This is a genomic window from Paraburkholderia sp. BL9I2N2 (genome assembly GCF_004339745.1).
GTDB lineage: Bacteria > Pseudomonadota > Gammaproteobacteria > Burkholderiales > Burkholderiaceae > Paraburkholderia.
This window is the reverse complement of sequence record NZ_SMGP01000001.1, coordinates 1,309,278-1,336,241: the sequence shown is the minus strand read 5'-3', so window position 1 is coordinate 1,336,241 and position 26,964 is coordinate 1,309,278. Positions and strand designations below refer to the sequence as shown.

Here is a 26,964-nt window from a genome sequence, read left to right as displayed (position 1 = left end):
GATGGGTAATCCGAGAGCACGGTACACGCAGGAATTCATGATAGAAGCCGTGCGCATGGTCCGCAGCGGCCAGAGCATGGCGGCGGTGGCAAAGATACTAGCCATTAGCCCGAAGACGCTGCACAACTGGGTTAAGGCCGATGCCGCTGGCAAGCTGAACGGCGCAGGCAAGCAGGTTTCTCCCGAACAGATGGAGATTGCCCGGCTGCGCGCGGAGTTGGCACGCGTGAAGATGGAGCGCGACATATTGGAAAAAGCCACGGCGTACTTCGCAAAGGTGTCGGATTGAAGTACGCCTGGATTGAACTTCACAGCCGACAATGGCCGGTTTCCCTGACCTGCCAGGTGCTGGGTGTCAGCCCCAGCGGTTACCATGCCCGCAAGGCCCGGGACGTCGATACGGAGCGTCCGCGCCGACGTATCAGCAACGACGCCCTGCTGGTCCACATCAAGGCCGTGCACGCTGAATCCAAAGGCGAGTACGGCTGGCCGCGGGTGTGGAAGAAGCTGCTTGCCCAGGGCATTCGCGTCAGCAAGGATCGTGTCCAGCGGCTCATGAAGCTGCATGGCATCAAGGCGAAGACCAAACGCCGCTTCAAGGCCACCACCGACAGCAACCACAACCTGCCGGTCGCGCCGAACCTGCTGCAACGCGATTTCTCGCCTGCTCGCCCCGATCAGGCCTGGAGTACGGACATCACGTACCTCTGGACTGACGAGGGCTGGCTGTACCTGACGGTCATCCTCGACCTGTTCAGCCGTCAGGTGGTGGGTTGGTCGATGCAGCCACACATGCGCACGGAGCTGGTGTCTGACGCGCTGCGTATGGCGTGGTTTCGCCGCCGGCCGGAAGCGGGCCTGATCGTCCATAGCGACAGGGGTAGCCAGTATTGCAGTCATGACTTCCAGGACCTGCTTAAGGGCTACGGCATGCGCAGCTCGATGAGCCGTCGAGGAAATTGTTGGGACAACGCGCCGACCGAAAGCCTGTGGGGATCGCTCAAGCGAGCACGCATCCTTGGCCAGCGCTTCGCAACGCGTCGCGAAGCGATGGACGAGGTAATCGACTGGTTGAGCTTCTACAATCATTCGCGCTTGCACTCGACGTTGGGCTACGTCAGCCCGATGCAATTCGAGCAGGACTGGCACGCCGCCCAGAACCAACGGGTGGCATAATCTCCGCTCAGTTAAGGGATCCGAAATTCGCGGGCAACGTCACGCGTCCATGTATGAATGGGAGTACCGGTCGCCATAACTCACATGCTGCAGTTGCCGCACCATGCCAAGACAGCCATTGTTGAGCGAAACGATTTTGACCCCGAGGTCGTACTGCTTGCAGGTCGACAACTCCTGGATGCACATCTGGATTGACCCGTCGCCTGTCACTGCAACGACATCCGCATCCGGAAACGCACGTTTCACTCCCATGGCGTAAGGCAGGCCCACTCCCATCGTTCCCAGGCCGCCCGAGTTGATCCATCGACGAGGCTTGTCGAATTCATACAGTTGTGCGGCCCACATCTGATGCTGCCCGACGTCGGAGCAAACAAAGGCATCCCCCCCAGTCGCTTCCCAGAGGCGTTGGATGACATACTGCGGCTTGATTACGTTGACGTCCGGTTCGTAAGCCAGGCAACGCTTCTCCCGCCAGGTCCCTATCTGATGCCACCAATCACTGCGATTTTCAGCATTGATACGCTGCTCTTCGAGCAAGGTCAGAATCGCCTGCGCCACAGTCTTGACGTCTCCTACGATCGGAATGTCAACCTGCACTCGCTTGTCTATGGTCGCGGGGTCGATATCAACATGAACAATCGTCCTTCCGTCCGACCGGAAGTCTCTGGTATTCCCAATGACCCGGTCATCGAATCTCGCCCCGAGCGCAATCAACACATCACAATGCTGCATCGCCATGTTGGCTTCGTACGTACCATGCAGTCCCGGCATCCCTAAGCATCTGCTGTCTGAGCCGGGAAACGCGCCGAGCGCCATTAACGTGTTTGTCACCGGTGAATCAAGTCGATGCGCGAGTTCCGCGATTTCGTCGCTTGCACCGGAGGCGACCGCGCCGCCGCCCACGAAAATGCACGGCCTGCGTGCGCGCGCGAGCGCGTGGGCAGCGCGGCGCACCTGCCCGATATGAGGATCCATACGCGGGCGATAGGATCGCAAGGAAACCGTTTCAGGGATGCACAATGGCGTCTTCCCCTGAAGTACGTCCTTGGGGATATCGACCAATACAGGTCCGGGACGCCCGGTGCGGGCGATGTGAAATGCGCTCTTTAATGTCCTCGCAAGTTGTAAGACGTCCAGCACCAGAAAGTTGTGCTTCACGATCGACCGTGTGATCCCGACAGCATCGCACTCCTGAAACGCATCGGTTCCTATACAGTGTGTGGGAACATTGCCGGAGATCACCACCATCGGAATCGAATCAAAATAGGCGGTAGCAATGCCCGTCACCGCGTTCGTCACGCCCGGCCCCGACGTCACCAGCGCAACACCCACCTTTCCCGTTGCACGCGAAAAGCCATCTGCTGCGTGCACGGCGGCCTGTTCATGGCGAACCAGTAAATGCGTGATATCGACAGTTTCCTGGAGCGCATCGTAAAGCGGCAGGACGGCACCGCCCGGATATCCCCAAACCGTATCAACCCCCTCTTCACGCAATACGGATATGACAATCTGTGCTCCCGATGCATGGACGTCTTTGCCCGACGCACCGGAAGGATCTGCCTTAGCGACCTGTTGTATCTCCGAACCCGCAATCTTCATTTTTAGCTCCACGTAGTGCGGATCACCGTTGCCACGGCGCGGCTCTGTGCTCGTCTCGCTTGCCATAGCGATCAACGGCCTGTCTAACGATATCGGCCGAGATTGCACCGTCGTCCGCAAGCGCTTTCAACGCAGCAGTCGCGATCGAATTCCGATCGACTTCGAAGAAGGCTCGCAACGCCGCACGGGTGTCACTGCGCCCAAAGCCATCCGTACCGAGCGTCACGTAGCGGCGAGGCACGTATGCGCGGATGAGTTCTGGCACGGCGCGTACATAGTCTGTCGCCGCTATCACGGGTCCGTGCGAGGTAGACAGTGCGGACGTCACATACGAAGATGTGCTCTGATCCTCCACGAACAAACGCTCGATGCGCACGGCTGCGGCGCCGTCTCGATGCAACTCGGTAAAGCTTGTCACGCTCCACACCGATGCTTCAATATTCCAGTCTTCCTTAAGGATGCGCGCCGCCGCCTGCACTTCACCCAGAATTGCACCCGAGCCGAGCAACTGGACCTCGGCCCGTTCGAGCGATGCCGCGTCAAGCGGATACATCCCCTTGAGCAAGCCCTCGCGAACGCTTTCGATGGGTGCACTGGGGAGCGAAGCCTGCGCATAGTTTTCGTTCGTCACGGTCAGGTAATAGAACACGTCACGCTGACGTTCGATCATCTCGCGCATGCCTTCGTCGACGATCATGGCCACCTCGTATGCGAATGCGGGATCGTAGGCGCGGCAGTTCGGCACCGTCGAAGCCGCCAGATGGCTCGTGCCGTCCTGATGCTGCAAACCCTCGCCACCGAGTGTCGTCTTGCCCGCCGTCGCGCCAATCAGGAAGCCGCGCGCACGCTGGTCTGCGGCAGCCCAGATCAGATCGCCGATGCGCTGAAAGCCGAACATCGAGTAATAGATGTAGAAAGGCAGCATCGGAAGATCGTGCACGCTGTATGAAGTTGCCGCCGCGACCCACGACGACACAGCGCCAGCCTCCGAGATACCCTCTTCCAGTATCTGGCCGCCGGTATCTTCCCGGTAGTAAAGCATCGAGCCCATGTCTTCCGGCTCGTACAGTTGCCCAAGTGGCGAATAGATCCCAACCTGGCGGAACAGATTCGCCATACCGAACGTACGTGCTTCGTCGGCGACGACGGGGACAATGCGTGAGCCGAGCGACGCGTCTTTCAAAAGGCTGCCGAGCATCCGCACTATCGCCATCGTCGTAGACATCTCTTTACCGTTGGCTTCCAGCGCGAATTGCCCCCAGGCTGACATTGGCGGCACGGTCAGCGTCTGTGACGCGGTTGTTCGCCTCCGGGGCAGATACCCGCCGAGTGCAGCTCGTCGGGCATGCAGATACCGCATTTCCGGACTGCTATCCGCGGGCTTATAGAACCGCAGGTCCTCGACGTCCTCGTCGGAAAGAGGCAAACGGAACCGGTCGCGAAACTCTTTCAACTGTTCGACGTCGAGCTTCTTCTGCTGGTGCGTCGTCATACGCCCCTGGCCGATCGAGCCCATGCCGAAGCCCTTCATGGTCTTCGCGAGGATGACCGTGGGCTGGCCACTATGCTTCAGTGCCTTGTCGTACGCCGCATACAGCTTGCGCACGTCATGGCCGCCCCGCCGCAAGCGGTCGATGTCGTCGTTGCTCAGATGCGCGGCGAGCGCGGCTAATTCATCGTTCTGTCCGAAGAAGCGCTCGCGGTTGTAGGGGCCATCGTTGGCTGAGAAGGTCTGAAACTGTCCATCGACGGTATGCGCAAATGCGCGTAACAAGGCGCCCGTGCGATCGCGTGCGAAAAGGCCATCCCAGTCGGAGCCCCACACGACCTTGATGACGTTCCATCCCGCGCCCGTAAATTGCGCTTCGAGCTCGTCGATGATGCGACCATTACTTCGCACGGGCCCGTCCAGTCGCTGCAGATTGCAATTGATCACGAAAACCAGGTTGTCGAGCCCCTCGCGTGCCGCGAGCGACAATGCGCCGATCGATTCTGGCTCGTCCATCTCGCCGTCGCCGAAAAAGCCCCATACCGTGCGACCTTCAGTCTTCAGCAGGCTGCGATTCTCTAGGTAACGCATGAAGCGCGCCTGGTAAATAGAGTTGATTGGTCCGATGCCCATCGAGCCCGTCGGAAACTGCCAGAAATTGGGCATCAGCCAAGGATGTGGATAAGAACATAAGCCTGGGCCCGAGATCTCGCGACGGTAGTGCTCAAGATGTTCCTCGCTAAGGAAGCCCTCAAGAAAAGCCCGCGCATACACACCCGGCGACGAATGCGGCTGGAAGTAGACGAGGTCGCCACCATGAGCATCATTCGCACCGTGAAAGAAATGATTGAAACCGACTTCGAACAGATCTGCTGCCGATGCATAGCTCGCGATGTGTCCGCCGAGTTCGCCGTACGCGCGGTTCGCCCGCACAACCATCGCTAGCGCATTCCAGCGTAACGCGGCGGCCAGTCGCTCCTCGGTATCGACATCGCCCGGAAACGGCGGCTGTTGATCGACCGGGATGGTATTGGCGTAGGGCGTGACGTTCGCACGCGCCGTTGCAATGCCGCTTGACAACGCGTGCGCGGCTAGGCGGTCGAAAACATACTGGGCACGCTCGAGCCCAACATGCTCCACCACGCCATCCAGTGCAGCGAGCCACTCGGCAGTCTCCTGCGGGTCGCTGTCGATACGAGTTTGAGTAAGGGCGAGAACCGGCTGAACACCGCTAGATAAATCGGTCATGGCGACTCCAGGCTGAACTGGGTGTAAATTCGTGAAACTCGTGAGGATCGTGGCAATCGAACCCTGCAGTTCGACGGTGTGACAGAGAGCTTAGCTACGCGCTCACAAAATGTGCGTCTATTTTCTTGATCGTCTCAGCTGCAGATAGGGTATAAATTCTTGCAATGCTGCCTCGCATGAGATTTCCATACCATGACCTCCGAAACTAAGCTCTCCTCGCGTCGTTTGGACCGCACCGACATCGCGATCCTGCGCGAGTTGCAGGACAATGCGCGCATCACTAATGCTGACCTTGCGCGCGCGGTCAATCTGTCGCCTACCCCCTGCTTCAATCGCGTACGCGCTCTCGAAAAGCTCGGTTTGTTCCGGCAACACGTCACTCTCCTCGACGCTGGCGCGCTAGGGTTGCGTATCAACGTGTTCATTCAGGTCAGGCTCGAGCAACAGGTAGAAGACGCGTTACGCTGCTTCGAAAGAGAGATCGCTGACCGGCCCGAGGTGATGGAGTGCTATCTGATGACTGGCGATGCCGATTATCTGCTGCGAGTTGTCGTGCGCGATATGCAGAGCCTCGAGCACTTCATCGTGCAATGGCTGACGAAAATACCCGGCGTATCGAACATCCGATCCAGCTTCGCGCTGAAGCAAGTGCGTTACAAGACGGCGTTGCCGCTGCCGACTCCAGGCCTCACACTTTCGAGCGGCGACGAAGTACCTCAGGAGTGGACTTAAACGGGTGGCAGCCAATGTCTGTTCGTCGACGGCAACGTGTTGCGCTGACAACAACGCGTCGTGCCGGCAGGTAGCCGCCGGCTCAAACAGGCATTGTATAAATCGCGAAGACACAAGTCCTTCATGAGTACAGCTGGCACGTATGCAATTGTATGGCTAGTGGCGGATGGACAGCATTCACCGAAGTCGCCTTCATTCAAGCAAGAATCTCGTGGATTGATAACTCTGCGGCCAATCCAGTATCGATCGCCGCAAGCCCTCTAATGGGATTCGAAGCGGCACAGAAAGCCGGTTGTAACCGCGTCGACACCGAGTAATGGCTGTCTTCCGGGGCGTAGACGAGCAAATCCAAAAAACTCGATCGAGTTCCGTCAACGCAACGGCCAGCCGGCGCGCCGCGGTTGGTGTGGAACGCGAACGATAGTCCGTAGAGCAGGTGGATCGACGAATATGGCACGATCGTCTTAGGAAAGTACCTTGACACCCCTTCGACAGATCGCAAAAAAGACGCCTTGAACCATTTGTTCCGTTGCGGGTCAACGTCCAAGGCGCGATCCACCTTTGGCACGACAGACTAACCTGCCACTCAAGTCCATCCAAGTTCGCCCAACACAGCAATGACAGTGCCTCCGTCAGAACTTATGACGAATGCCAATGCGAGCTGCGAGCTGGTTTGAGTTGGAAGAGGCCGAAAGCGTGGGCAGAGCAGCCACAGCTGCAGTCACGCCGGTCCCCGCCGAATTAGCGGTATAGCCACTTGCATGCTGGTAGTCGGCGACGACATATATATCGGTGCGTTTAGACAGAAAGTAATCGACGCCGGCCATGCCCTGGTTATACCTCGGTGCCGAACTACCATTGATACTGCTACCCCGCAAGTAGTCGTACGCGATACCAACAAGAAGCGCCGGTGCGAATTGATATTTGAAGTTCACTTCCACATTATTGAATGTGGCGGTTTGGCCCGCAAATGCCGACGCATATGATGACCCAAGCCCATAGAACTTCACATTAGAATACGTTGCCCCAATCGTAGCAGAACCAATCGTGTATGCACCGCCCGCTCCAACAACCTGATAGGTGTGCGCGGAGCCGTATCCGCCATAGATCGGCGACGAGACGTTCGACGTGGTGGTGCTGACCGTACCGGAGGTGGAGTTGCCAAAGAAGGCGACATTCGGGTTACGCACGTTGAGGTATGCAGCGCTCAGCAGAAGTGGGCCGTTAGCGTATTGACCACCTACTGACCAGACCTGGTTCCGCGAGTAGTCTCCGGCAACGCCGCCAAGGCTATACACGCCGCCGAACGTAAAGCCGCCATAGTTTGGACTCGCGTATTTGATTGCGTTGTTGGTGCGGTAAGAGTTGTTGAAGTTATCAATGTCGCCCGGATGTGCGCCCATTGAAGAAGCCCACTGGTCGCCTGCCTCCAGTGGTCCGACGAAATCCACGACCGAGTCATACTGCCGGCCAAGAGTGACGGTACCATAGTTACTTTGCATGCCGACATAGGCTTGACGGCCAAACCCGAGTCCCCCTTGAGCGAGCTTTCCAGTGCTTGCGTCAAAGCCACTTTCGATTCTGAAAATCGCTTTCAGTCCGGCACCAAGATCCTCTGCACCACGCAGTCCCCAACGGCTACTTTGCAATACGCCGCTGTTGAGAAGGTACTGATGCTTGCCACCGTTATTGGTGATCATAGTCAAGCCCTCATCGATAATTCCATAGAGCATGACGTTACTTTGCGCATGCGCCGTCGGCGTCACTCCCAGTGCGAGAGCAACGCCACACCCCATAACAGCGTTAATTTTACGTTCCATCATTTCCTCCTTATATAGGACTACCAATTTACTGTCATATTGCTTTCGGTGTTATGACACTTCTATTCCGTGAGGAACCTCTCGTCCCACTAGAATCCTTCAGAACTGGAGTTAACGATACAGGCGATGTATCAACCGCATCTCCTATGCCAATCTAAAAGGCGTGGTCCTTGTTCGCTGGAGCTGCTGTGCTTCGATGCCGGGCAGACACACTCAAGCAGAAGGTTCCGTTTGAAGTGTTGCGTTGACGTGAACCTCACTGCGTAGGAAGAAACGATGTTCTCATACCGTGCCCGCGCCCCAGTCCCGACGAGGTACCGACACCTTTCCATTATTTCCTGCCCCTTCTACATCAATCGAAGCGAGGCTGCGTCAAGCGGCCGGTCGTAGTGCACTTCCTCTTTGTACCCGTGAGAAGTTGTGACGATGACAGCGTTAGCTTCACGAGACACAACTCCCTCACGCACCAATTTCTTGAGGCCACTCAACGCCGAGGCACTTGAGAGTTCCACATACAAGCCGGCGCGAGCCAGCTCTATCTGATCTGCTCGAGCTTGCGTCTCGTCGATCGAGACAGCTGCCCCCCCGGTTGTCCTCAGCGCTTCCATCGCTTGAAACGTGACAGTCCCGCCCCCGATGGAAACGAGGCCCGAGTTTCCAGCGAACGTCTCACGCCTATCCGCGCCGGCAAGTACACGCGTTATGCGCGGGAACGGCTCTACCGCATGCACTCTCGGTACCACCGCAATGAGCCCGGCCTTCCGCAGGTCGGCATAGCCCTGCGCGACGCCCCAAACAATATCTCCTCGCGATGTCGGCACCGCGATATCCGTCGGTTGGTTCACGCCCGACTGCGCAAAAATCTCGTATGCGATGGCGCGATAAGCATCGACCCCGAATGGGTTACTTCCTACTGGAGGAGTCAAGTAGTTGGTAACCGGATACCAAGCTCCGGAGCGCACCTTTTCGGCGACGAGCTGCCATCGCTCCTTGCTAGTAGCTGTCGCGACGATTTCAGCTCCGTGCATTTCAGCTGCACGCCGCCAATTCGCATTCATCTCCGGCGTCGTTACGATGACGCAGTTCAGGTCGGCACTCGCGGCGTAAGCAGCCAGCGACACGCCGGCATTGCCGCTTGACGCAACGGCAACTGTAGACGCCCCAACTTCCTGAGCCCGATGCACGACGAACGCGCTCATTCTGTCTTTATGCGAGCCAGTCGGATTAGCGCCCTCGCACTTTGCGAACAAGCGGCCGACACCGATACGAGCTTCGATCTTGGGCAATCGAACGAGCGGCGTCTCACCCTCCCCGAGCATTGACCCGCCCGAATAGGCGAGCCACGTTTCCCATTGCTCCGAGCCGAACATTCCTCCGTCATATTCCGGTACGACACTGGCAGGCCAACCCGCAGTCAGGCAGACCGGACATCCTTCAAAGTAATCGGCGATTGGAAAACGCATGTTGCATCGAATGCACCGCATGTCCGTCAAGTACGGATTGCGACGCGCTGCGCGCGTAGTCATGTACGCCCCCCCTTTCAACGTCTCGCATAAGTGAGTAAAGACAATCTCCCCGTTTCGTTAGAGTCGGGAAGCGCCGGCAAGCGACCAGCCCGGATGCACCAAAAGCCAAACTGAGCGGCAGTTCCGTCGGATAAGCGATGGAGTGGAGATATCCCGCGTGCTGGCCAACCGTCACCTCGTCGCCGGGTGCCACCGAAGGCTCGAACAGCCCGTCCGATTCTGCGTAGAGGAAAAACTCCCTCCCTGGCACTTCCATCATGCGGGTCTCGGGCCGCTTTGAAAGCGGAGTGTCAGCGAGAATCCCAATATGTTTCAGCAGACGCAACACCGCGGCGCGAGCAAGTTCTTTTCCGTAGGCCCTGAGCGTCGCGCCGCCTCCGAGTTCCGCAGTGATCACCGGTACTCGCAGTTGCTCCGCTGTGGCAGGAAGCGTGGTGTTACCGCCGCCACCTTTGCCGTCGGTGATGTAGCTAATTGGCGCGCCGAACACGCGCACCAGTTCTATCATTCGATCGTTCAGCTGCTTGTCAACGGAAGGTCGAATGAGCGCACAAGGCGTATAGTCCAGCGAACGGCCTCCCGAATGAAGATCGACGACGAGATCAGCCATCGGCAGCAAGATGCTCGTGACGTAATGCGCGATCATCTGAGTTGCCGTCCCGTGCGCTTCGCCCGGATACAAGCGATTCAGATTCCCCTCGTCGATCGGGGAAACTCGGCGACCAGCCTCCACTGCCGGAAAATTGAGCGCCGGAAGTATGATGATGCGGCCTGCTATCGCCGACGCTTCGATTGAGCGGGCGAGTTCCAGTAGCGCGATTTGCCCCTCGTATTCGTCACCGTGAGTACCTGCAATCAGCACGGCCGTGGGTCCGCTACCGTTCTTGATGCAAGCGACGGGAATGGGAATCCACCCATATGCTGAAAGGTCTGAGGAAATCGGGAGCCGCAGAGAGCCCGCCTGCTTGCCGTCGCGAGTGAAATCAACCGGCGTCCAAATGCGTGTGAGTGTTGGCATATCTTCAAATGAATTAATCAATTTAGCGAATAACACGGACCTATTGCGGCGAAAGCGCACTCAATAATTCAGTCTCCTTGTTGCTCAGTAGATCAGCTCCTAGAAATCAGAGATCGCCCGTCGAGTGCGACGGCCTGGTGTCAGCGCGGGCAGCACCGAGGCGATACCTTCGGGATTCAACTCCGCAGAATCACGACAGCGCAACTCACCACTTATGGCGATTGAAGCCGATGAGGATCCATCTTCCTTGGCTAGATGCAAAAAATCCGATGTGACGCGTCAGCGAGTGGGAGAGACAGGGCATCGTCTTCCCATCGCGTCGCGGAGAATCCGGTGTCCGTTCAATCGCCCTCCTCCCGCAGCCGTGCTAAATGGAGCATCTCAGGGACTGGTCTTTCCTGGTCCTTGAAGGCTCCAATGCGGATACAGGCGGCTTGGTGCCTACCAGAGAGGGCCGTTAGCTTCGGCACGACCTCACCGCAGCGCTCGATGACATGCGGGCAGCGCGTACGGAATACGCAGCCGGACGGCGGCGATAGAGGGCTAGGGATGTCGCCAGTCAGGATCTGGCGGCCGCAGCGTCGGGCCGTATCGATGGTCGGGATCGCTGACAGCAACGCCCGCGTATACGGGTGGGCAGGCGTACCGTAGACCGCCTCGCTCGGCCCCATTTCTGCGACGCGTCCCAGATAGAGCACGGCCATTTCGTCACAGAGATATTCAACGACGCTGAGATCGTGAGCGATGAAGAGAATCGTCAGGCCACGGCGATCCCGCAGGTCCTGCAGCAGGTTGAGGATCTGCGCCTGGACCGAGACGTCGAGCGCCGAAACTGATTCGTCGGCAACGAGAAACTCCGGCTCGACGGCGAGTGCGCGTGCAAGACCGATCCGCTGGCGCTGACCGCCGGAGAACTCGTGTGGATAGCGAGACAGATGATCGGCTGAGAGCCCCACCTCCTCTAGCAGCCCAGCAGCAATGTCGTCGCGTTCGCGGCGACTGCGGCCAATCCCATGGGCGATGAGCGCCTCACCAACGATCTGGCGAATGCGCATGCGCGGATTGAAGCTGGAAAAGGGATCCTGAAAAATGATCTGCATTCGCTTGCGCATGGCCTTGAGCCCGCGCGCGTCGAGGCGTGTGATGTCCATCCCGTCAAAGATCACCTTCCCAGCCGTCGGCTCAACGAGACGCAGGAGACACCGCCCGAGCGTCGTCTTGCCCGACCCCGATTCACCGACGAGCCCCATCAGCGAGCCCCTGCGTACGTCAAACGATACGTCGCTCAAAGCTTGCACGTCTCCGGAAGACGTGTGGAACACCTTTCTTAGCCCTTCGACGCGAAGCAACACCTCGGTGGATTCCATCTGTGCTCCACTCATACCTGCCCCCTCTTTTTCCAGCATCGCGAGAGGTGGTTCGGTCCGCAGGATTCGAGCGTCGCCGGCTCATTGCATTTTGCCTCGGCGAGGCTGCAACGCGCCTTGAACGGGCAGCCAGGCGACAGGTCGTAGAGAGACGGCACGGATCCAGGGATGGCAGTCAGCCGCTTTCGCCGACCTTGCTCGTCCCGCTCGCGATTAGCCTCGGGGATCGAGGCGAGAAGTCCCAGCGTGTAGGGATGGTTCGGGCGGTCGAAGAGGTTGCACACCGGTGCCTGCTCGACGGCGACACCTGCATACATCACTGCCACTTCGTCGGCGATCTCGGCGACGACGCCCATATCATGCGTGATGAACAGTATCGACATGCCCATCTCGCGTTGGAGCCTGCGCATCAGACCGAGGATCTGTGCCTGGATCGTCACATCAAGCGCGGTCGTCGGTTCGTCGGCGATCAGCAGTGACGGCTCGCAGGCGAGCGCCATCGCGATCATGACGCGCTGGCGCATGCCACCAGACATATGGTGCGGATAGTCGTCGACCCGCCGCTCGGCAGCCGGGATCTCAACGAGGCGCAGAAGTTCGATGGCCCTCTGGCGCGCATCGGCTCTGCTTATCGACAGGTGCAGCCAGACCATTTCGGCGATCTGCTCGCCGACAGTCAGCAGCGGGTTCAGCGAACTCATCGGTTCCTGAAAGATCATCGAGATCTCCTTGCCGCGGATCTTTCGCATGACGCGCTTGCTCGCTCCGGCGAGATCAACGGTCGAGCCGTCCGACATTCGATATAGGATGCGACCGTTGACGACGCGGCCGGGTGGCTTGAGCAAGCCCATGATCGACAGGGAGGTGACGGACTTGCCCGATCCCGATTCGCCGACAAGCGCCAGCGTCTTGCCTTTCTTGAGCGTAAAGCTGACGTCGCGGATCACCTGGGCTACACGACTCTTATAGACGAAATGGGTGCTCAGCCCGTCGACAAGCAGCACGTCGTCGCTGGCCATCGTTAGATCGCCCACCTTGGACGTGGCCTTGAAACCGACAGCAGGCACATTGTGAAGAACAAGTTCAGACACTTCTAAAGCTCCTTCGAGAGGTTCGGGTCGAGCGCATCCCTGAGGCCGTCGCCGACAATCTGGAGGGCCAGCACGCACATGGTGATCGCGATCCCCGGATAGAGGATCATCCAGCCGGCGGTCGAGACGTATTGGCTCCCTTCGTTGATCATCGTGCCCCAGGTAGGCGTCGACGGATCGACGCCTACGCCTAGGAAGGAAAGACCGGCCTCTGCGAGCATCGCATAGGCGAACGTGAAAGTCGCCTGCACGACGAGAGGCGAAACGATGTTGCGCAGCACGTGGATAATCAGGATGCGCCATGTCGAAGTGCCGAGCGCACGCGCTGCTTCCACGTAGGTAAGCTCGCGGATGACCAGCGTCGAAGCGCGCGCGACACGGGCAACGCGCGGCGTGTAGACGATCGACAGCGCAATGATGACGTTGAGGACCGAGCCGCCGAGTGCCGCGACGAGCGCGATAGCAAGCAGAATGTCTGGAAAGGCCATCATCGCGTCGACGACACGGGAGATCGGCGCGTCCAGACGCCGGAAGAATCCTGCGAGCAACCCGAAGAAGACGCCGACGATCGACGAAAGGATGGAGACCGATATCCCGACCGTCAGCGAAATGCGGCCGGCGAAGATCACGCGCGAGAAGATATCTCGCCCGTATTCGTCAGTGCCGAACAGATGCATCCCGCCTGGCGATTTCAGCCGGGTGAGAACCGCGAGCTTGCTAGGATTGAAGGGAGCGATCCACGGCGCAAAGACGGCAGCGAATACTATAACGAGAAGAATTGCAAGGCCAACGATTACCGAATGCCGTTGCACCAGCGATTTCAGGAGGCTGACTTCAGCGAATGGAGTAGATGCGGTTGCCATGGTCAGTATTTCACTCGCGGGTCGATCACTAAATAGAGCATGTCGATCAAGAGATTGATGAATACGTAGAGTCCCGCCATCATGACGAGCACTCCCTGTATGACCGGATAGTCGCGCCTGAGCACCGCGCCGACCACCAGCGAGCCGAGGCCCGGCAGGTTGAAAACGCGCTCAGTCACGATGGCGCCGGAAATGAGAAGCGCGAAGGTTAGCCCGATGACCGTGACGATCGGAATCAGCGCGTTCTTCAGGGCATGCTTGACCAACATGCGCCGCTCGCTCATGCCCTTGGCGCGGGCCGTGCGCACATAGTCGCCACTGAGCACGTCGAGCATCGCGGCGCGTGAAAAGCGAATGATGAGAGCGGAATTGACGAGACCCAGCACGATGGACGGCAGCGCAAGATAGCGAATTCGCTCGAGGAAGCCCGCGTCCGGCGTGCCGAAACCGGAGACGGGAAACCAGCCCGCACCCGTCGCCAGATATCGCTGGAACATGAGGCCCAGCCAGAAGCTTGGCACCGAGGCCGCAAGCATCGCCGTGGAGAGCGCTGCCTGATCGAATAACGTGCCGCGCGTATAGGCCGACAACACTCCGACCGGTAGCGCGATGACCACCGCAATTACGATTGAAAATAGGGTCAGCAGCGCGGTCGGCTCGGCACGCGCGGCGATGACCTTTGTCACCGGCTGATCAAAGAAGACAGAACGGCCGAGATTGCCGGTCGCCATCTGCTCAAGGAACGACACATACTGGACGGCAATCGGTCGATCAAGGCCCATCTCCGTGCGCAGGGCGACTACGTCTGCCTGCGTGGCATCCGGGCCCAGCATCAGCGATGCCGGGTCGCCGGGAGCGAGACGAACGATGACGAAGACCGCGGTGAGCACGATGAACATCACCACGATCATGCCGGTAAGGCGTTTGGCGGCGTAATTATTCAATTGATACTCCTCCGAAGGAACCTATTGGGGGGCCAAGGGATAAGACAGCGCGTACTACTTACTAACCTTCGCGTTCCAGAACACCGGCCACCCGATTTTCGGAACGCCGGTCATCGTGCGGTTCTCGGCAGCCAGCCAAGCGAATGAGCCGACCTTGTAGAACGGCAACTGATCCCACACGAGCTTCTGCACTTGCGCAAACGCCTGCTCGCGCTTCTTTTCATCGGTAGCACTGAGGAAGGCGTCCCAGACCTTGGTCCTCTCAGGTGTGTCCCAACCCATAGGTGCGGACGAATAGTAGGCGCTAAGCGTCGCCGGCTCGGGATTGAACGAAGAATGAGTGATGTAGATGTCCCACAGCTTCGGGTTCCCGCGGCGCTGCGTCAGCGTCGCCCAGTCGACGACGTCGAGTTGGACCCTGAACCCTGCTTCTTCGAGACATGCCTTCGCCACCTCGGCCATCTGGTAGTGGAACTCATATTGGTGCGAGGTAAGGATGCGCAAGGGCGCGCCGTTATAGCCGCCTTCCTTGAGCAGGCTGGACGCTTTCTGGGCGTTGTGCTGGTTGTAGACCTGAGCCCCTTCCTCGCTGTGCCAGCGATAATTCGTCGGATAGAGGGCGGCGTCAACGCTGTAGAACTTCTTGTCACTGAAAGCCGCAAGCAGCATGTCCTCCGGGCACAGGGCCGCCGCGACTGCCTGGCGCAACTTCAGGTGGCTCATCAGCCCAGCCCTCATATTGAACGCGAAGAATGGCCAGCTCGCATCCCGAAGAAGGACGGGCTTGGACCTGTCGCTCTTTTCAAGCCGGCCGTAGGCTTCTATCGGGAGGCCGTCAACATAGTCATACTGGCCGGCGACGGCGCCCTCGACCCGGGTATTGTTGTCAGGAACCGGAATGAAATCGATCTCTTTCACGATCTGTTTGCGTTCGCCGAAGGTGCCGTCGGAGGGTTCTTTGCGCGAGACGTAGCCCGTGAAGCGGCTCAGCTTGATGTATTGATCGGGCTTGTGCTCCGCAAGTCTGTAAGGGCCGGTGCCAATCAGCTTGGTCAACTGGTCGCCCTTAATGTTTGCCTTCGGCACGATGACCGCGGCTGACACTTGTTTGGCGAGCAGCGACAAAAGCGGAGTAAATGGTTCTTTTAGCTTGATAGTGACGGTATGATCGTTGGTGGCGCGGATTCCGTCGATATGGACTGAAGCCTCCTTGCCCGAAGTCGCTGCCCTCTCCCACCGCGCGAGCGAAGCGACTACATCGTCCGAGGTCATCTTCGAACCGTCCTGAAAGATGACATCCTTGCGGATCGGGATGATGTAGGTCAGACCGTCACCGCTAATCGTCGGCATGCTTTCCGCAAGCAGCGGGCGGACCCTCCACTGGGAATCGAATGTGAAGAGCGTCTCGAAGATGTGCTCGCTCGGGCTGACAACTACGTCCGCTGTGGTGGTCATCGGGTCGAGTGTAGGTGGTTCACCGACGATAGCGTCGGTAATGACGTCGCCCTTAGGGCTCTGCCCAAGGCTCACTTGCGGTGCGAGAATTGTTGCGATGGCGAGCGAACCCAATGCAATTCGCGCGAGCACGCGCCTGTTGTTCCTCATCTTGCTGTGTCTCCGATTTTTATAATAGTCACCGATTTTAAAAATATCGGGATCTAGTATTGAACCATCGTCTATTTTTACGTACTACTTATGGAATATCTGCACAACGCGGTTTAAAAAGGCTAACCTTCTAGCGCCAGAGTAACCTCGGCAGTACCGATTTCCGCTTTTCTGCGCCGAGTCCATTGCGGATCGGGCGTCCCGGAGTTGGTCTCCGTCGATTACTCAAGCGCGGCTTTGGCGAAATGCAGGAGGTCGAGCACTGGAATGGGTGTCACCGAACGGATAGTCTTCCGGAAGTCCGGCAACAACGTGCATTCGAGCACTAAAATACCGACGTCATGGAACACTCCATCTTTGCCGAACGCCTCGGCCAAGCGCTCCGCCAACTGTTGCGCCATGCGCTCCTTCCTCCATCCGCATGGTTGTTCCAGAGCGCAGGGGTCCAGAACCCAGTTCGCGCAGTCGGGCAGATCGCGTATGCTCACGAAACGAAGGCGTTCGAAGCCGGGCTGGTCTTTCAGTAAAGGCACCAGCGGCACGGCGTCCCAAGTGATAATCCCGACCGGCAGCTTTGTCATACGCAGGGCAAGATCGACAAACTCGAGCGCGCTGGTGAGTACGGGTGTCGACGTCTGTCCGTAAAGGTGTTTGCGGGACGCCCACATATACCCGCAACCACCAATAATCAGGTTAGTGCAACCATCGAGCCGCCGTGCGGCTTCAAGAATGCCGCGGGCAGCTGCGGGAGTCGGCACCTTGTTCGCCACTGCGTTTGCGCCTTTGGCAACCGTCTTGCATATCGGCAATGACCAACACGCCGGGTCGTCCACCATGAATGGCATAACTGTCTCCCTTTCCGCGGTCTCCGACGATTTCTTCGATACATCGTCGCGGTCCAGTTTGATGACCCCCAAAAGCTGGCTATTGTCACTTGAATTCGCCGGCTCGTCCCTACACCCACTGTGCTCGGATGCTATCACTTTCATTTTGACCTTCTCGCTGATTCAAAAAACCGTCTTGAAATCAACAGACTTGGGCGTTACAACCCAACCAACGGCATATTCCGTGGCCACGCCAGCCCTCACCTCTTCCCACCCGGTACTAGAGGCCGACCGCGGCCGGTTTGGCTGTCACTTCGAGCAGCGGCGCGATTTCTCCATTTAGAAGACTGGTGAAAGCACGAAGCACGTCTTCTTGCTGATCATGGTCCAATGTATTACCCGACGCCCTTCGGAACTTGCACACCAGTGCCTCTATGGGCATTGGTGCGTCGGCAACGCATGGAGGCGACGTGGGCGATGACGAATATACGGCGCTTCGGGTTATGACCTCTACGCGATTGAGTGCGACGCTCGGATATTTGGCGCTGTACTCGGCGTCCGGAATGATTTCAACCTTATCGGCAAGAGCCGAGATCTCCCGTCGTCCGAGCAAGGATGCGTCGATCGGCAACAAAGCATCAGCGCCTAAAATTGCCACAACCGCCATGCAGTACGGAATGCTGTATTGGATGTCGGTCAAAGTCTCGGGGCGGCTTTTGTTGGATAATCTTAGCGCATAATCGAAGATATGAACTTTGATCGCAGTGATTTCACTTGCGTTTATGCCGTGATCCGCGACCAGTGTTTCAAGGGCCTTGACCCCTGCGTGGAAATGCCGACAGGTCGCATAGGGTTTGAAATAGTTGCTATTGATCTTCATTTCGTCCTCGCCCAACCCTCTAAGAATCCTCTCTGAGTCAAAAAACGGTGGGTGATCAAAAATGTCTGCGAAACCGACGTGCCCAAACTTAGCCAAGACCAATGAGCTGTAGCCCGCGACAGTACTCCATGGAATTCCTTCTTTAATGTCGGCCCCGAGTTGGGTTGTATATGAAGTGGCGACCAACCCGGGACTGTAAACTCCCGCCAACGAAAGGCCGTTGGCAATTTGATCTTGAGATGCCTTCAGTAGCCACCCAGCAGCAGCAGCCACGCAGAATCCCGTCCACACCCCGGTCTGGCCGTTCCAGCCTTGTTGCCCGTGATCGCCACGCCCGGACTTTATCCGGATTCCGACCTCGTAGCCGATCGCAACTGCACTCAAAACCTCATCAGCTGAGGCTCCGATTTCCGCGGCAACAGTCAGCACTGCTGGAATTACTGCAGCGGCGGGATGACCACGGGCCTCAATGTGTCCATCATCCATATCGAGTACAGCCGCCGCAGAGCTATTGGCAAACATAGCCCCGGCCGCCGTCGTGCGTCCTCCGTCAAACCAGAGAGGGACATCCCCCTTTCCGAACAAATCCATACTGGCCTTTCGTGCCGCGACCACGCTCGGCACACGTAGACCAGCCGCGACCGCGCCAAGGGTGTCGAGAATGCACATTGCCGCACGGTGCTTGGTCTTGTCGGAAATGTCGTTCGCTTTGAGATCGCACACGTAGCGCGCCAGCAGCCCGACCGTTGGACATTTCATTTCGTTGGTTCCCCTAGGACAGATCGTGACAAGGTGTCCGACGATGCCTCGGCTTCAGCAACGCGGACAGCCCGCCACATGAAGCGCTCTAGTTGCGCCGTTCTAAAAATTATCGGGCCGACAATAATGTCCGTCAAATATCAAATATGATGTGGTTGATTCATTGTTGATATTATTGCATTTGCAAGGTGAGAGACGGGCGACGGTCAAGCTTCGACCTGATACGCCGTCGAGGCCAAAATGCTCCTGTATCATCGGGACCGGTCAAATTCGCTGCCGGCACAGGATAGATGGGAGATTTCGTTTCGCAGGCTGTTGAAAAAGCTTCCTGCGGCAGTCATCCGGGCAGGAGGGGTGAACGTTGAAACGAAGAATCGAACAACACTGAGAAGAAACGATGCGCAGGAAGGACGGCCACACCGAGTCGATGTTCACCGTGGCGAGGTTGGATCACTTCGCACCGGCCAATCATCCGTTGCGACCGATTCGCGCCTGGCTGAACGTTGCGCTCAAGGGCATGCACCAGGTGTTCTCTGGCATGTATGACAGCGATGTGAAAGGCGGGCGGCCAAGCATTGCGCCGGAGAAACTGACTCCGGCGCCGTTGCTGCAAGTGCTGTGTTCGGTTCGCAGCGAACGTATGCTGATGGAGCGGATTTCATACAATATGCTGTTCTGCTGGTTCGTGGGGTTGACGATGGACGATACAGTGTGGGGCCACTCGGCTTCAGCAAGAAGCGCGACCGACTACTGACTCACGATGTCATCGTGCGCCTGATCAACGAAACGGTCGAGACGGCGCATGCACGCGGCTACCTGTCGGAGGAGCATTTCAGCGTGGACGGCACGCTGATTTAGGGCTGGGCCGGACATAAAAGCTCCGTGCGTGAAGACAGACCGGACGACGACGCGCCGCCCGATGACGGTGCCCGCGTGCGAGAGAACTGGTACGGCGAGAAGCGCAGCAACGACAGGCATGAATCGAGCGCGGACGGCCACGCGAGGCTGTTTCGCAAGAGTCGCCGCACCGGTGCGCTGCTCTGCTACCTAGGGCACGTGTTGAGCGATAACCGACATGGCTTGGTGGTGAATGCACAGGTTACGCAGGCCAATGGCACGGCTGAGCGCGACGCCGCAGCCGAAATGCTCGCGGACGCCGCGCGCGTTGCTGGTGCGCCCACCACGGTCAGCGCCGACATGAACTACGACTCGGCGGGCTTTTTAGCGACGTGCCGCGCAAATCGCGTGACGCCGCATGTGGCACGAAACGATGGTCGCACTGGTGGTTCGGCGATTGACGGCCGTACAACACGCTGGCCCTGCTACGCCATCAGTCAGCGCAAACGCAAATGCATCGAGCAGGTCTTTAGCTGGGCAAGACGGTGGGCCGAATTCGGCAGGCGATGTATCGCGGCCGCGAGCGAATTGAACAGCTCTTCATATCGACTCAGGCGGACTACAACCTGACTCGCATGCGCACGCTCGCCGCTAAAGCGGCAAAGGCGCGCAGAACGGCGAGATGACAACATTGGTTTTGCCCGAATTAAGGAAGTGCAGAACCAAATCACCCGAACGAACCAGCGCGACGGTTCATTCGAAGGAACCACCGCGCCTCGGCGAGGTGTATTTCAACAGCCTGTTGGGGGGCAAAAATGGACGTACGTCAAATCGAGCTATTTCGCGCAGTCATGTTGCACAACGGCATAAACCGCGCAGCGGCCGCACTGGGTATGGCTCAGCCAAACATCAGTCGGGCGATCGCAGGCCTTGAGGAAGACATTGGTTTCGCGCTTTTCAATCGCGAGAAGCAACGGGTAGCGCCGACAGACGAAGGCGTGGCTTTCTTTCGGGAAGTCCAGCACAGCTTCGTCGGACTTGATCGCCTCCGACAAGCAGCGCGAGACATAAAAGAGTTCGGGACTGGCAGGCTGCGCATAGCCAGTCTTATGGCACTCTCGTTCGACTTTGCGCCACGCGCAATGCGCCGGTTTATCACTGACTTCCCAGAAGCAACGATTTCGTTTCAAGCGAGACCGAGCAGCCAAGTTTGGGAGTACACATCCGGTGGTCTATGTGAAATCGGCTATGCGGGGCCTAAAGATGGCTTTTCGGGGGTCTCTTCGACGGCATTTCTGACCCTCGACGCCGTGGCGGTTTTGCCTAAAGGACATCGGTTGGCTCGCAGACAATCGCTTACCGAGGCTGACTTCGAGAATGAGCGCTTCATATCACTTGCGCTTGAAGATCCTACCCGTCATGTGATTGATCTCGCCTTCGCGGCTCGTAATGTCAAACGAAACCTGGTTGCGGAATCTCAATCGAGTTCCGTGCTATGCGCGATGGTCGCTAACGGCATCGGCATTGCAATCACGAATCCGTTGATGTTTTTGGAAAGACGTTACAAAAATATCCTTTTCAAACCACTCGAGTTCCCGATCAAAATAGCCATAATCCTTCTTACGCCGAGTTACCGGCAGCCCAGCAGGCTCGCAGTAGGCTTCATTCAGGCCATGGAGGATGAGAAGACAGTGACCCTTGACTCGCTGCGCGAGAGCGGCATCGCAGACTAGACTGTGTTAGTACAGCAGCCGTATGCAACACGTGTCGCCGTCCGCCGAGCGTTATTCGGCATGCAGCAATGGACGCCAAAACTCAATGGATGGTAAAGGTCGATGCTGCCTTGTCACGTTCAATCCCGGAACATTACAGGTTGGAATTGTGACCTGCTGTGCGACCAGCAGTCGGCTACCCGGACGTGCGCGACTGGTAACGCGGTCGGGTTCGAAGCTTCGGGACAACACACCCTCCCTATGCGCGGTTCAACCGGGTGACCGAGAAGAGCCGACACTGTGAGGTTGACCCGCAAAAACGGACACCTATCCTTTTTGAAGGAGGTGCCGACATGGGCAAGCATCGTACCCCGTTCCCGGCGGAATTTCGGGCCCACTTGGTCGAGCTGGTGAAGGCGGGACGTACGCCCGAGGAGTTGGCGCGCGAATTCGAGCCGGCGACGCAGAGCATCATCAACTGGGTCGCGCGGGCCGATCGCGACAGCGGCGTGCGTCACGACGGACTCACTAGGGCCGAGCGGCAAGAACTCACGCGACTACGCCGCAAGGTGGGTCAGCTCGTGATGGAGCGCGACATCCTCTCTCACGCGGCGGCCTGGTTCGCCCGGGAGAGCGGGGCCCTCATGCCAGCGCGCGCATGTGCTGTGGGTGGCGGACGCCACCTACATCCCGACCGGTGAGGGGTTCCTGTATCTGGGCGTGATGCTCGACGTGTTCAGCCGGCCCATTGTCGGCTGGGCGATGTCCAATCACCTGTACCCCGAGCTGATGCTACGTGCCTTGGACATGGCGTTGTTTCAGCCGCGGCCTGAGCACGTCATTCACCATTCCGATAGTAAGAATACGGGTACCAGATGTTTCCGGGCAGTCACCGTTTCGAAAGTGGGGGCTTTCGGGAGAGGTCTGGTGCCGTAGAGCGTTCCGGGCGACCTGACCCACACTCCGATCGACTCAATGTCTTGCCCTGGACCCGTCGGTCCTCTGGAACTGCCGAACGGCGAGGTTTCACCTCGTCGATACGTGTGACTCAAGAAGGGCCTGACGCCCTGTCACTTTACTGTCTTGTCCAGGTACTCGATGTCGGTGAGATCGCCCATACCCCATCGGCAACCGGAGCGAGGCCGTATGACAGAAGAACTGCCTACTGCTGGCCGTCGCAGCATCGTAGGCGGCGTTGATACGCACAAGGATCTGCATTTCGCGGCTGTCGTTGATGAACATGATCGCATTCTCGGCAGCGAATCTTTCCCAACCACCCGGCACGGCTACAAGCAGATGTTGCTTTGGATGCGCTCGTTCGGTGAGCTCGTCCGGGTGGGCGTCGAGTGCACCGGAAGCTATGGCGCGGGCTTACTGCGCTACCTGCAACAAGCCCATGTAACTGTGCTGGAGGTCACCGCGCCGGATAGAAGCGACCGGCGCAGACGTGGCAAGGACGATACGCTGGATGCCTACAACGCCGCTCATGCTGCCTTCGCCGGCGTGCGTACGGTCACGCCCAAGACGCGCGATGGCATGATCGAATCGCTGCGCGTTCTGAAAGTGTGCCGGAAGACGGCCATTTCGGCGCGTCGCGTTGCTTTGCAGCTGATCCACAGTACCATCATCAGTGCGCCCGATGAGCTACGTGAATCACTACGCGCGATGACACGGATGCAGCTCATCCGAACATTGGCGGCGTGGCGTCCGGATCTGTCCGACTATCGGAACCTGACCTCTGCTTGCCGAATTGCACTGAAGTCACTGGGACGTCGGTATCTGGAGTTGCACGACGAGATTGCCGACCTCGACGTCATGATCGCGACGCTCGTGGACGAACTTGCCCCCGACCTTGTCTCGCGGAATTCGATTGGTTACGAGTCGGCGTCGCAACTGTTACTGACCGCTGGCGACAACAGCGACCGGCTTCAGTCAGAGGCCAGCTTCGCCGCCCTTTGTGGCGTGAGCCCCGTCCCGGCGTCTTCCGGTAAGGTGACGCGACATCGACTAAATCGCGGTGGGGATCGCGCAGCCAACAGCGCCTTGCACATCATTGCCATTGGTCGCCTGAGAACCGACGCTCGCACAAAGGCCTATGTCGCCAAACGCGTCAGCGAGGGGCATTCGAAACTTGAAGCGATCCGCTGCCTCAAGCGCTATATCGCGCGGGAGGTCTACTACGTAATCCAGCAACGCAACCGCCAGATCACACAGACTCAAATTGCCCCTTGACCTTTAGAAGGGCGTCCAAGGTTGCCAGCTTAGGTTCAAGGGGTCGTCGAAACACCAAATGTTTATGACGTGAATAGTAAGTATCTGAGTGCTTCTGGTGGTGATCCTGATCGGCTCCGTTATGCCTCTGCGGCCGCGATCGCTAACCAAAAAATCCTCTGCCCTATGCCGCATCCGGCATAGCGCGGTACCAACCAGAGTGTAGATAGCGGCCCCGCGTTCGCCGCCGCAGTCGATACGTAAGCGCGGCACCAGCCTTGTGATTACCCACATTTCAGCCACGAAACCTGGTAACCTGGCACGCGTTATAGTCATTGCGCGAGCGAGATGGCTAAAGAAGAGCGGGCAGACGAGCGAGCCTGGTTCGAGAAGGAGATCGAGGCGAGCAGGTATCAGGATGCCAGATTGTGCAAACGCTTTGGCATGGTCCTGGAACGGTTGTGGTCCGGCATAGGCCAAACGATCCCTTTTGCATGTCAGGATTGGTCTTCAACGAAGGCCGCTTACCGATTCCTGTCTAATCAGCGGGTCAGCGAGCAGGAGATCTTGAGCGGTCACTTCCATGCGAGTGCAGAGCGCTTCAAGTCGACGCAGGGCCCCATTCTTATCCTTCAGGATACGACGACATTCTCGTATCAGCGGGAGCGCCCGGAGCTGATCGGCTATACAGGCAAGATGGCCATCAAGCGTGGAAAAAATGGCTCGCTAAGGCCGCTGACACAATGCGGCATCCTGATGCATTCGAGTCCGGTAGTTACTGCCGAGGGATTGCCGCTGGGTCTGGCCGCCGTAAAATTCTGGACCCGAAGCAGGTTCAAGGGTACTACCGCGCTGAAGCGGCACGTCAATCCTACACGCGTACCAATTGAAGAGAAGGAGAGTTACCGCTGGCTGGAGAACATGCGCCAGTCAACGGCGCTGCTCGGCGACCCGGTGCGTTGCATTCACGTTGGCGATCGGGAAAGTGACATCTACGAACTGTTTTGTACAGCGTACGATCTGAGCACTTACTTTCTCGTGCGGACCTGCGTTGACCGACTCGCCGGCGATGGAAATCACACCATCGCAGACGAGATGGTGCAGGTCAAGGTCAAAGGACTGCATCGTGTCGAGATTCGTGATGCGAAGGGGCATCCGATGACCGTAACCCTTGAGCTTCGATACCAACGCATGACGGTGCTGCCGCCCATCGGCAAGCAAGGCCGCTACCCGGCGCTGCAACTCACGGTGATCCACGCGAAAGAGCGCGATGTGCCGCCCGGGCGTCCTGGCATCGAGTGGAAGCTGCTGACCAATCTCCCGGTCCAATCGCGTGCAGAAGCAATCGAGAAGCTCGACTGGTACGCCATGCGCTGGAAGATCGAAACGTTCCACAAGATTCTCAAATCCGGATGCAAGGCCGAGGACTCGAAGCTACGCACCGTCGATCGACTTGCGAACCTTATCTCCGTATTCTGCATCCTGAGCTCGCGCATATTCTGGCTGACAATGATCAGCCGATGTGCGCCGCAAGCTCCAGCTGAGGCAGCCTTCACCTCAACGGAAATAGAATTGCTCGAGTGCATAGTCCCTGACTTGCCGCTTACCGCGCAGGCACCACCGCTCCTGCGAAACCTTATCAAGGTCGCCCGGCTTGGAGGCTATCTGGGCCGAGCCAGTGATGCGCCACCAGGTAATACCGTCGTGTGGCGTGGCATGCGGCGCCTCACCGATATTCAACTAGGTTATGAACTCGCCCTGAATCGAAGTGGGTAATTGCAAGAATGAAGACGCGCTTACGTCGAAACCGAAGTGCAGCAAGTTTTCCGGCCGAGAGCGACGGCACGAAAAGCGCGTTCGGCTGCGTTGTTGTCGATTTCTACGGCGCCGTCATCGAGGTACAGCGTGAGCGCTACCCACTGATTCAGCGCGTAGTTGATAGCTTTGGCGGTATCGCCTTTTTGCGACACCGTACCCAATGTCGAGCGCAGCCAGATCTAGGGAAAGTCTGCAAAAGTCCTGGCGTTGAAGTCTGGTTGGCCTATCCTGGGAGAACGCGAGTTAAAGAAGTTCGTCGATGACACAGCTCGGTCTTGGTCTGGATCTTTCAACGAAACGTACGCGCAAGCGGGAATTTCTCGATGAGATGAGGCGCGTTGTGCCATGGTCAAGGTTGATTGCGTTGATCGAACCGCACTATCCGAGGGGCAAGACTGGAAGGCCACCATTTCCGGTTGCGACGATGCTGCAGATCCACTTCATGCAGCAGTGGTTTGGTCTGTCAGACCCTGCGATGGAAGAGGCGCTTTATGACGTGCCGCTGTATCGCGAGTTTGCGGGGCTGAACGAAGGTATGACGCGTTTGCCGGACGAGAGCACGATTCTGCGGTTCCGGCACCTTCTCGAAACGCACGGCCTGGCCGCGCAGATGCTCACGCTGGTCAATGAGATCCTGACCGAGAAAGGCTTGATGTTGAAGGCAGGGTCGGCGGTCGACGCGACCTTGATTTCCGCACCCAGTTCGACGAAGAACGGCTCCGGTACACGGGACCCGGAGATGCACCAGACGAAGAAGGGAAATCAATGGTACTTCGGGATGAAAGCCCACATCGGCGTGGACGCGGAGTCGGGTCTGGTCCACACCGTCATTGGTACGGCGGCCAACGTCCACGACATCATTGCGGCCGAAGCGCTGTTGCACGGCCAGGAAAAGGATGTGTACGCTGACGCCGGATATCAGGGTATTGAGAAGCGCTGTCAGGCGAACCCGGTACGCTGGCATGTAGCGATGCGACCAGGCAAGCGTCGACAACTGGACCTGAACAATCGTCTGGACGCGATATACAACCAGATTGAGCGTCTGAAGGCTGGCGTGCGCGCCAAGGTTGAACATCCGTTCCGCGTGCTCAAGCAGCAGTTTGGCTATACGAAGACGCGGTACCGGGGATTGTTGAAGAACACCGCGCAGATCACGACACTGTTTGCGCTGGGCAACCTCTGGATGGCACGCAAGGCATTACGCAAGGCGTGAAACGCTCGGAGGTAAAGGCCGTGAGTCTCGGCAAACGGAGGTCGTCATACCTGAAAAGCCAGACGAACAACCTGCCAGCAGACGCTTACGGCTGATACGCCCCAAGTGTCAAAAAATCAGCGCTCTGAAAACGAGTTGTGCAGACCTTCCCTAATCTTACTGTGTCACAAATTGGCGTGTTCGATACCGAAAACCCTGATCGTCAAATACAATAAGGATATCCAGGCATAAG

At 58.1% G+C, this 26,964-nt stretch carries 18 protein-coding genes and 3 pseudogenes; 8 read left to right on the top strand and 13 right to left on the bottom strand.

Going from position 1 to position 26,964, the window contains the following annotated elements; all coding sequences use genetic code 11:
* The first annotated feature begins 1 nt into the window (after window position 1).
* Window positions 2-1,176, top strand: a protein-coding gene (locus B0G74_RS06255; RefSeq protein ID WP_132373960.1) for an IS3 family transposase whose coding sequence is annotated in 2 segments (ribosomal slippage) — window positions 2-257 and window positions 257-1,176 — 1,176 coding nt in all. Because the reading frame shifts where the segments join, the coding sequence is not laid out codon by codon here.
* Between the two features lie 42 nt (window positions 1,177-1,218).
* Here the strand turns inward: B0G74_RS06255 and ilvB are convergent.
* Window positions 1,219-2,685: pseudogene (gene ilvB, locus B0G74_RS06250) on the bottom strand (biosynthetic-type acetolactate synthase large subunit); the annotation flags it as partial.
* Window positions 2,686-2,797: 112 nt separating this feature from the next.
* Complete coding sequence (gene mdeB / locus B0G74_RS06245) at window positions 2,798-5,512, bottom strand: alpha-ketoglutarate dehydrogenase (protein ID WP_132374029.1); 2,715 nt, start codon at window positions 5,510-5,512, stop codon at window positions 2,798-2,800.
* A 192-nt stretch (window positions 5,513-5,704) separates the two neighbouring features.
* On the opposite strand from mdeB, the gene B0G74_RS06240 reads away from it, so the two are divergent.
* Entirely contained in the window at window positions 5,705-6,244 is a 540-nt protein-coding gene (locus tag B0G74_RS06240) for an Lrp/AsnC family transcriptional regulator (RefSeq protein WP_132374028.1), read from the top strand.
* A 632-nt stretch (window positions 6,245-6,876) separates the two neighbouring features.
* Here the strand turns inward: B0G74_RS06240 and B0G74_RS06235 are convergent.
* The 10 genes from B0G74_RS06235 to B0G74_RS06190 all read right to left on the bottom strand — a co-directional run bounded on the left by B0G74_RS06235 (window position 6,877) and on the right by B0G74_RS06190 (window position 18,941).
* A complete protein-coding gene (locus B0G74_RS06235) occupies window positions 6,877-8,064 on the bottom strand; it encodes a porin (protein ID WP_132374027.1) in 1,188 nt (395 codons plus the stop codon).
* Between the two features lie 347 nt (window positions 8,065-8,411).
* Window positions 8,412-9,527: a pyridoxal-phosphate dependent enzyme gene (locus tag B0G74_RS06230; protein WP_243658119.1), complete on the bottom strand. Its 1,116-nt coding sequence runs from the start codon at window positions 9,525-9,527 to the stop codon at window positions 8,412-8,414.
* On the bottom strand, window positions 9,499-10,452 hold the full coding sequence (locus B0G74_RS06225) for a succinylglutamate desuccinylase/aspartoacylase family protein (protein WP_243658118.1): 954 nt from the start codon (window positions 10,450-10,452) through the stop codon (window positions 9,499-9,501). Before B0G74_RS06225 ends, B0G74_RS06230 begins: the two co-directional genes overlap by 29 nt.
* Before the next feature lie 497 nt (window positions 10,453-10,949).
* Window positions 10,950-11,975, bottom strand: a complete 1,026-nt coding sequence (locus tag B0G74_RS06220) for an ABC transporter ATP-binding protein (protein ID WP_132374025.1) — start codon at window positions 11,973-11,975, stop codon at window positions 10,950-10,952.
* 11 nt (window positions 11,976-11,986) lie between these two features.
* Entirely contained in the window at window positions 11,987-12,994 is a 1,008-nt protein-coding gene (locus tag B0G74_RS06215) for an ABC transporter ATP-binding protein (protein WP_132376856.1), read from the bottom strand.
* A gap of 74 nt (window positions 12,995-13,068) precedes the next feature.
* Window positions 13,069-13,929 carry an ABC transporter permease gene (locus tag B0G74_RS06210; RefSeq protein ID WP_132374024.1) on the bottom strand — a complete coding sequence of 287 codons (861 nt, stop codon included), beginning with the start codon at window positions 13,927-13,929 and terminating at the stop codon, window positions 13,069-13,071.
* 2 nt (window positions 13,930-13,931) lie between these two features.
* Window positions 13,932-14,873, bottom strand: a complete 942-nt coding sequence (locus tag B0G74_RS06205; protein ID WP_279388561.1) for an ABC transporter permease — start codon at window positions 14,871-14,873, stop codon at window positions 13,932-13,934.
* 54 nt (window positions 14,874-14,927) lie between these two features.
* Window positions 14,928-16,460 carry an ABC transporter substrate-binding protein gene (locus tag B0G74_RS06200; RefSeq protein WP_243658117.1) on the bottom strand — a complete coding sequence of 511 codons (1,533 nt, stop codon included), beginning with the start codon at window positions 16,458-16,460 and terminating at the stop codon, window positions 14,928-14,930.
* 239 nt (window positions 16,461-16,699) lie between these two features.
* Window positions 16,700-17,467, bottom strand: a complete 768-nt coding sequence (locus B0G74_RS06195) for a hypothetical protein (RefSeq protein WP_207915620.1) — start codon at window positions 17,465-17,467, stop codon at window positions 16,700-16,702.
* Window positions 17,468-17,582: 115 nt separating this feature from the next.
* Window positions 17,583-18,941, bottom strand: coding sequence for an MmgE/PrpD family protein (locus tag B0G74_RS06190; protein ID WP_132374022.1), 1,359 nt, complete (start codon window positions 18,939-18,941; stop codon window positions 17,583-17,585).
* 397 nt (window positions 18,942-19,338) lie between these two features.
* Here B0G74_RS06190 and B0G74_RS06185 point away from each other — a divergent pair.
* The 5 genes and pseudogenes from B0G74_RS06185 to B0G74_RS06160 all read left to right on the top strand — a co-directional run bounded on the left by B0G74_RS06185 (window position 19,339) and on the right by B0G74_RS06160 (window position 25,477).
* A pseudogene (locus B0G74_RS06185) lies at window positions 19,339-20,464 on the top strand (IS5 family transposase).
* A gap of 129 nt (window positions 20,465-20,593) precedes the next feature.
* Window positions 20,594-21,511, top strand: coding sequence for a LysR substrate-binding domain-containing protein (locus B0G74_RS06180; protein WP_132374021.1), 918 nt, complete (start codon window positions 20,594-20,596; stop codon window positions 21,509-21,511).
* A gap of 332 nt (window positions 21,512-21,843) precedes the next feature.
* Window positions 21,844-22,191 carry a transposase gene (locus tag B0G74_RS06175; RefSeq protein ID WP_132374020.1) on the top strand — a complete coding sequence of 116 codons (348 nt, stop codon included), beginning with the start codon at window positions 21,844-21,846 and terminating at the stop codon, window positions 22,189-22,191.
* A gap of 445 nt (window positions 22,192-22,636) precedes the next feature.
* Window positions 22,637-23,722 carry an IS110 family transposase gene (locus B0G74_RS06165; protein WP_132374018.1) on the top strand — a complete coding sequence of 362 codons (1,086 nt, stop codon included), beginning with the start codon at window positions 22,637-22,639 and terminating at the stop codon, window positions 23,720-23,722.
* Between the two features lie 327 nt (window positions 23,723-24,049).
* Window positions 24,050-25,477, top strand: a complete 1,428-nt coding sequence (locus B0G74_RS06160; protein ID WP_132374017.1) for an IS4 family transposase — start codon at window positions 24,050-24,052, stop codon at window positions 25,475-25,477.
* Window positions 25,478-25,524: 47 nt separating this feature from the next.
* Here the strand turns inward: B0G74_RS06160 and B0G74_RS06155 are convergent.
* Window positions 25,525-25,695 (bottom strand): annotated as a pseudogene (locus B0G74_RS06155) (transposase); the annotation flags it as partial.
* 83 nt (window positions 25,696-25,778) lie between these two features.
* Here B0G74_RS06155 and B0G74_RS06150 point away from each other — a divergent pair.
* Complete coding sequence (locus B0G74_RS06150) at window positions 25,779-26,732, top strand: IS5 family transposase (protein ID WP_132374016.1); 954 nt, start codon at window positions 25,779-25,781, stop codon at window positions 26,730-26,732.
* The last annotated feature ends 232 nt before the right edge of the window (window positions 26,733-26,964 follow it).

Excerpts from the sequence above, each read along its gene's own strand:
- mdeB (WP_132374029.1), bottom strand. The coding sequence starts at position 5,512 with ATGACCGATTTATCTAGCGGTGTTCAGCCGGTTCTCGCCCTTACTCAA.
- B0G74_RS06240 (WP_132374028.1), top strand. The coding sequence starts at position 5,705 with ATGACCTCCGAAACTAAGCTCTCCTCGCGTCGTTTGGACCGCACCGAC.
- B0G74_RS06235 (WP_132374027.1), bottom strand. The coding sequence starts at position 8,064 with ATGGAACGTAAAATTAACGCTGTTATGGGGTGTGGCGTTGCTCTCGCA.
- B0G74_RS06230 (WP_243658119.1), bottom strand. The coding sequence starts at position 9,527 with ATGCGTTTTCCAATCGCCGATTACTTTGAAGGATGTCCGGTCTGCCTG.
- B0G74_RS06220 (WP_132374025.1), bottom strand. The coding sequence starts at position 11,975 with ATGGAATCCACCGAGGTGTTGCTTCGCGTCGAAGGGCTAAGAAAGGTG.
- B0G74_RS06215 (WP_132376856.1), bottom strand. The coding sequence starts at position 12,994 with ATGGCCAGCGACGACGTGCTGCTTGTCGACGGGCTGAGCACCCATTTC.
- B0G74_RS06210 (WP_132374024.1), bottom strand. The coding sequence starts at position 13,929 with ATGGCAACCGCATCTACTCCATTCGCTGAAGTCAGCCTCCTGAAATCG.
- B0G74_RS06195 (WP_207915620.1), bottom strand. The coding sequence starts at position 17,467 with ATGAAAGTGATAGCATCCGAGCACAGTGGGTGTAGGGACGAGCCGGCG.
- B0G74_RS06190 (WP_132374022.1), bottom strand. The coding sequence starts at position 18,941 with ATGAAATGTCCAACGGTCGGGCTGCTGGCGCGCTACGTGTGCGATCTC.
- B0G74_RS06180 (WP_132374021.1), top strand. The coding sequence starts at position 20,594 with ATGGACGTACGTCAAATCGAGCTATTTCGCGCAGTCATGTTGCACAAC.
- B0G74_RS06175 (WP_132374020.1), top strand. The coding sequence starts at position 21,844 with ATGGGCAAGCATCGTACCCCGTTCCCGGCGGAATTTCGGGCCCACTTG.
- B0G74_RS06165 (WP_132374018.1), top strand. The coding sequence starts at position 22,637 with ATGACAGAAGAACTGCCTACTGCTGGCCGTCGCAGCATCGTAGGCGGC.
- B0G74_RS06160 (WP_132374017.1), top strand. The coding sequence starts at position 24,050 with ATGGCTAAAGAAGAGCGGGCAGACGAGCGAGCCTGGTTCGAGAAGGAG.
- B0G74_RS06150 (WP_132374016.1), top strand. The coding sequence starts at position 25,779 with ATGACACAGCTCGGTCTTGGTCTGGATCTTTCAACGAAACGTACGCGC.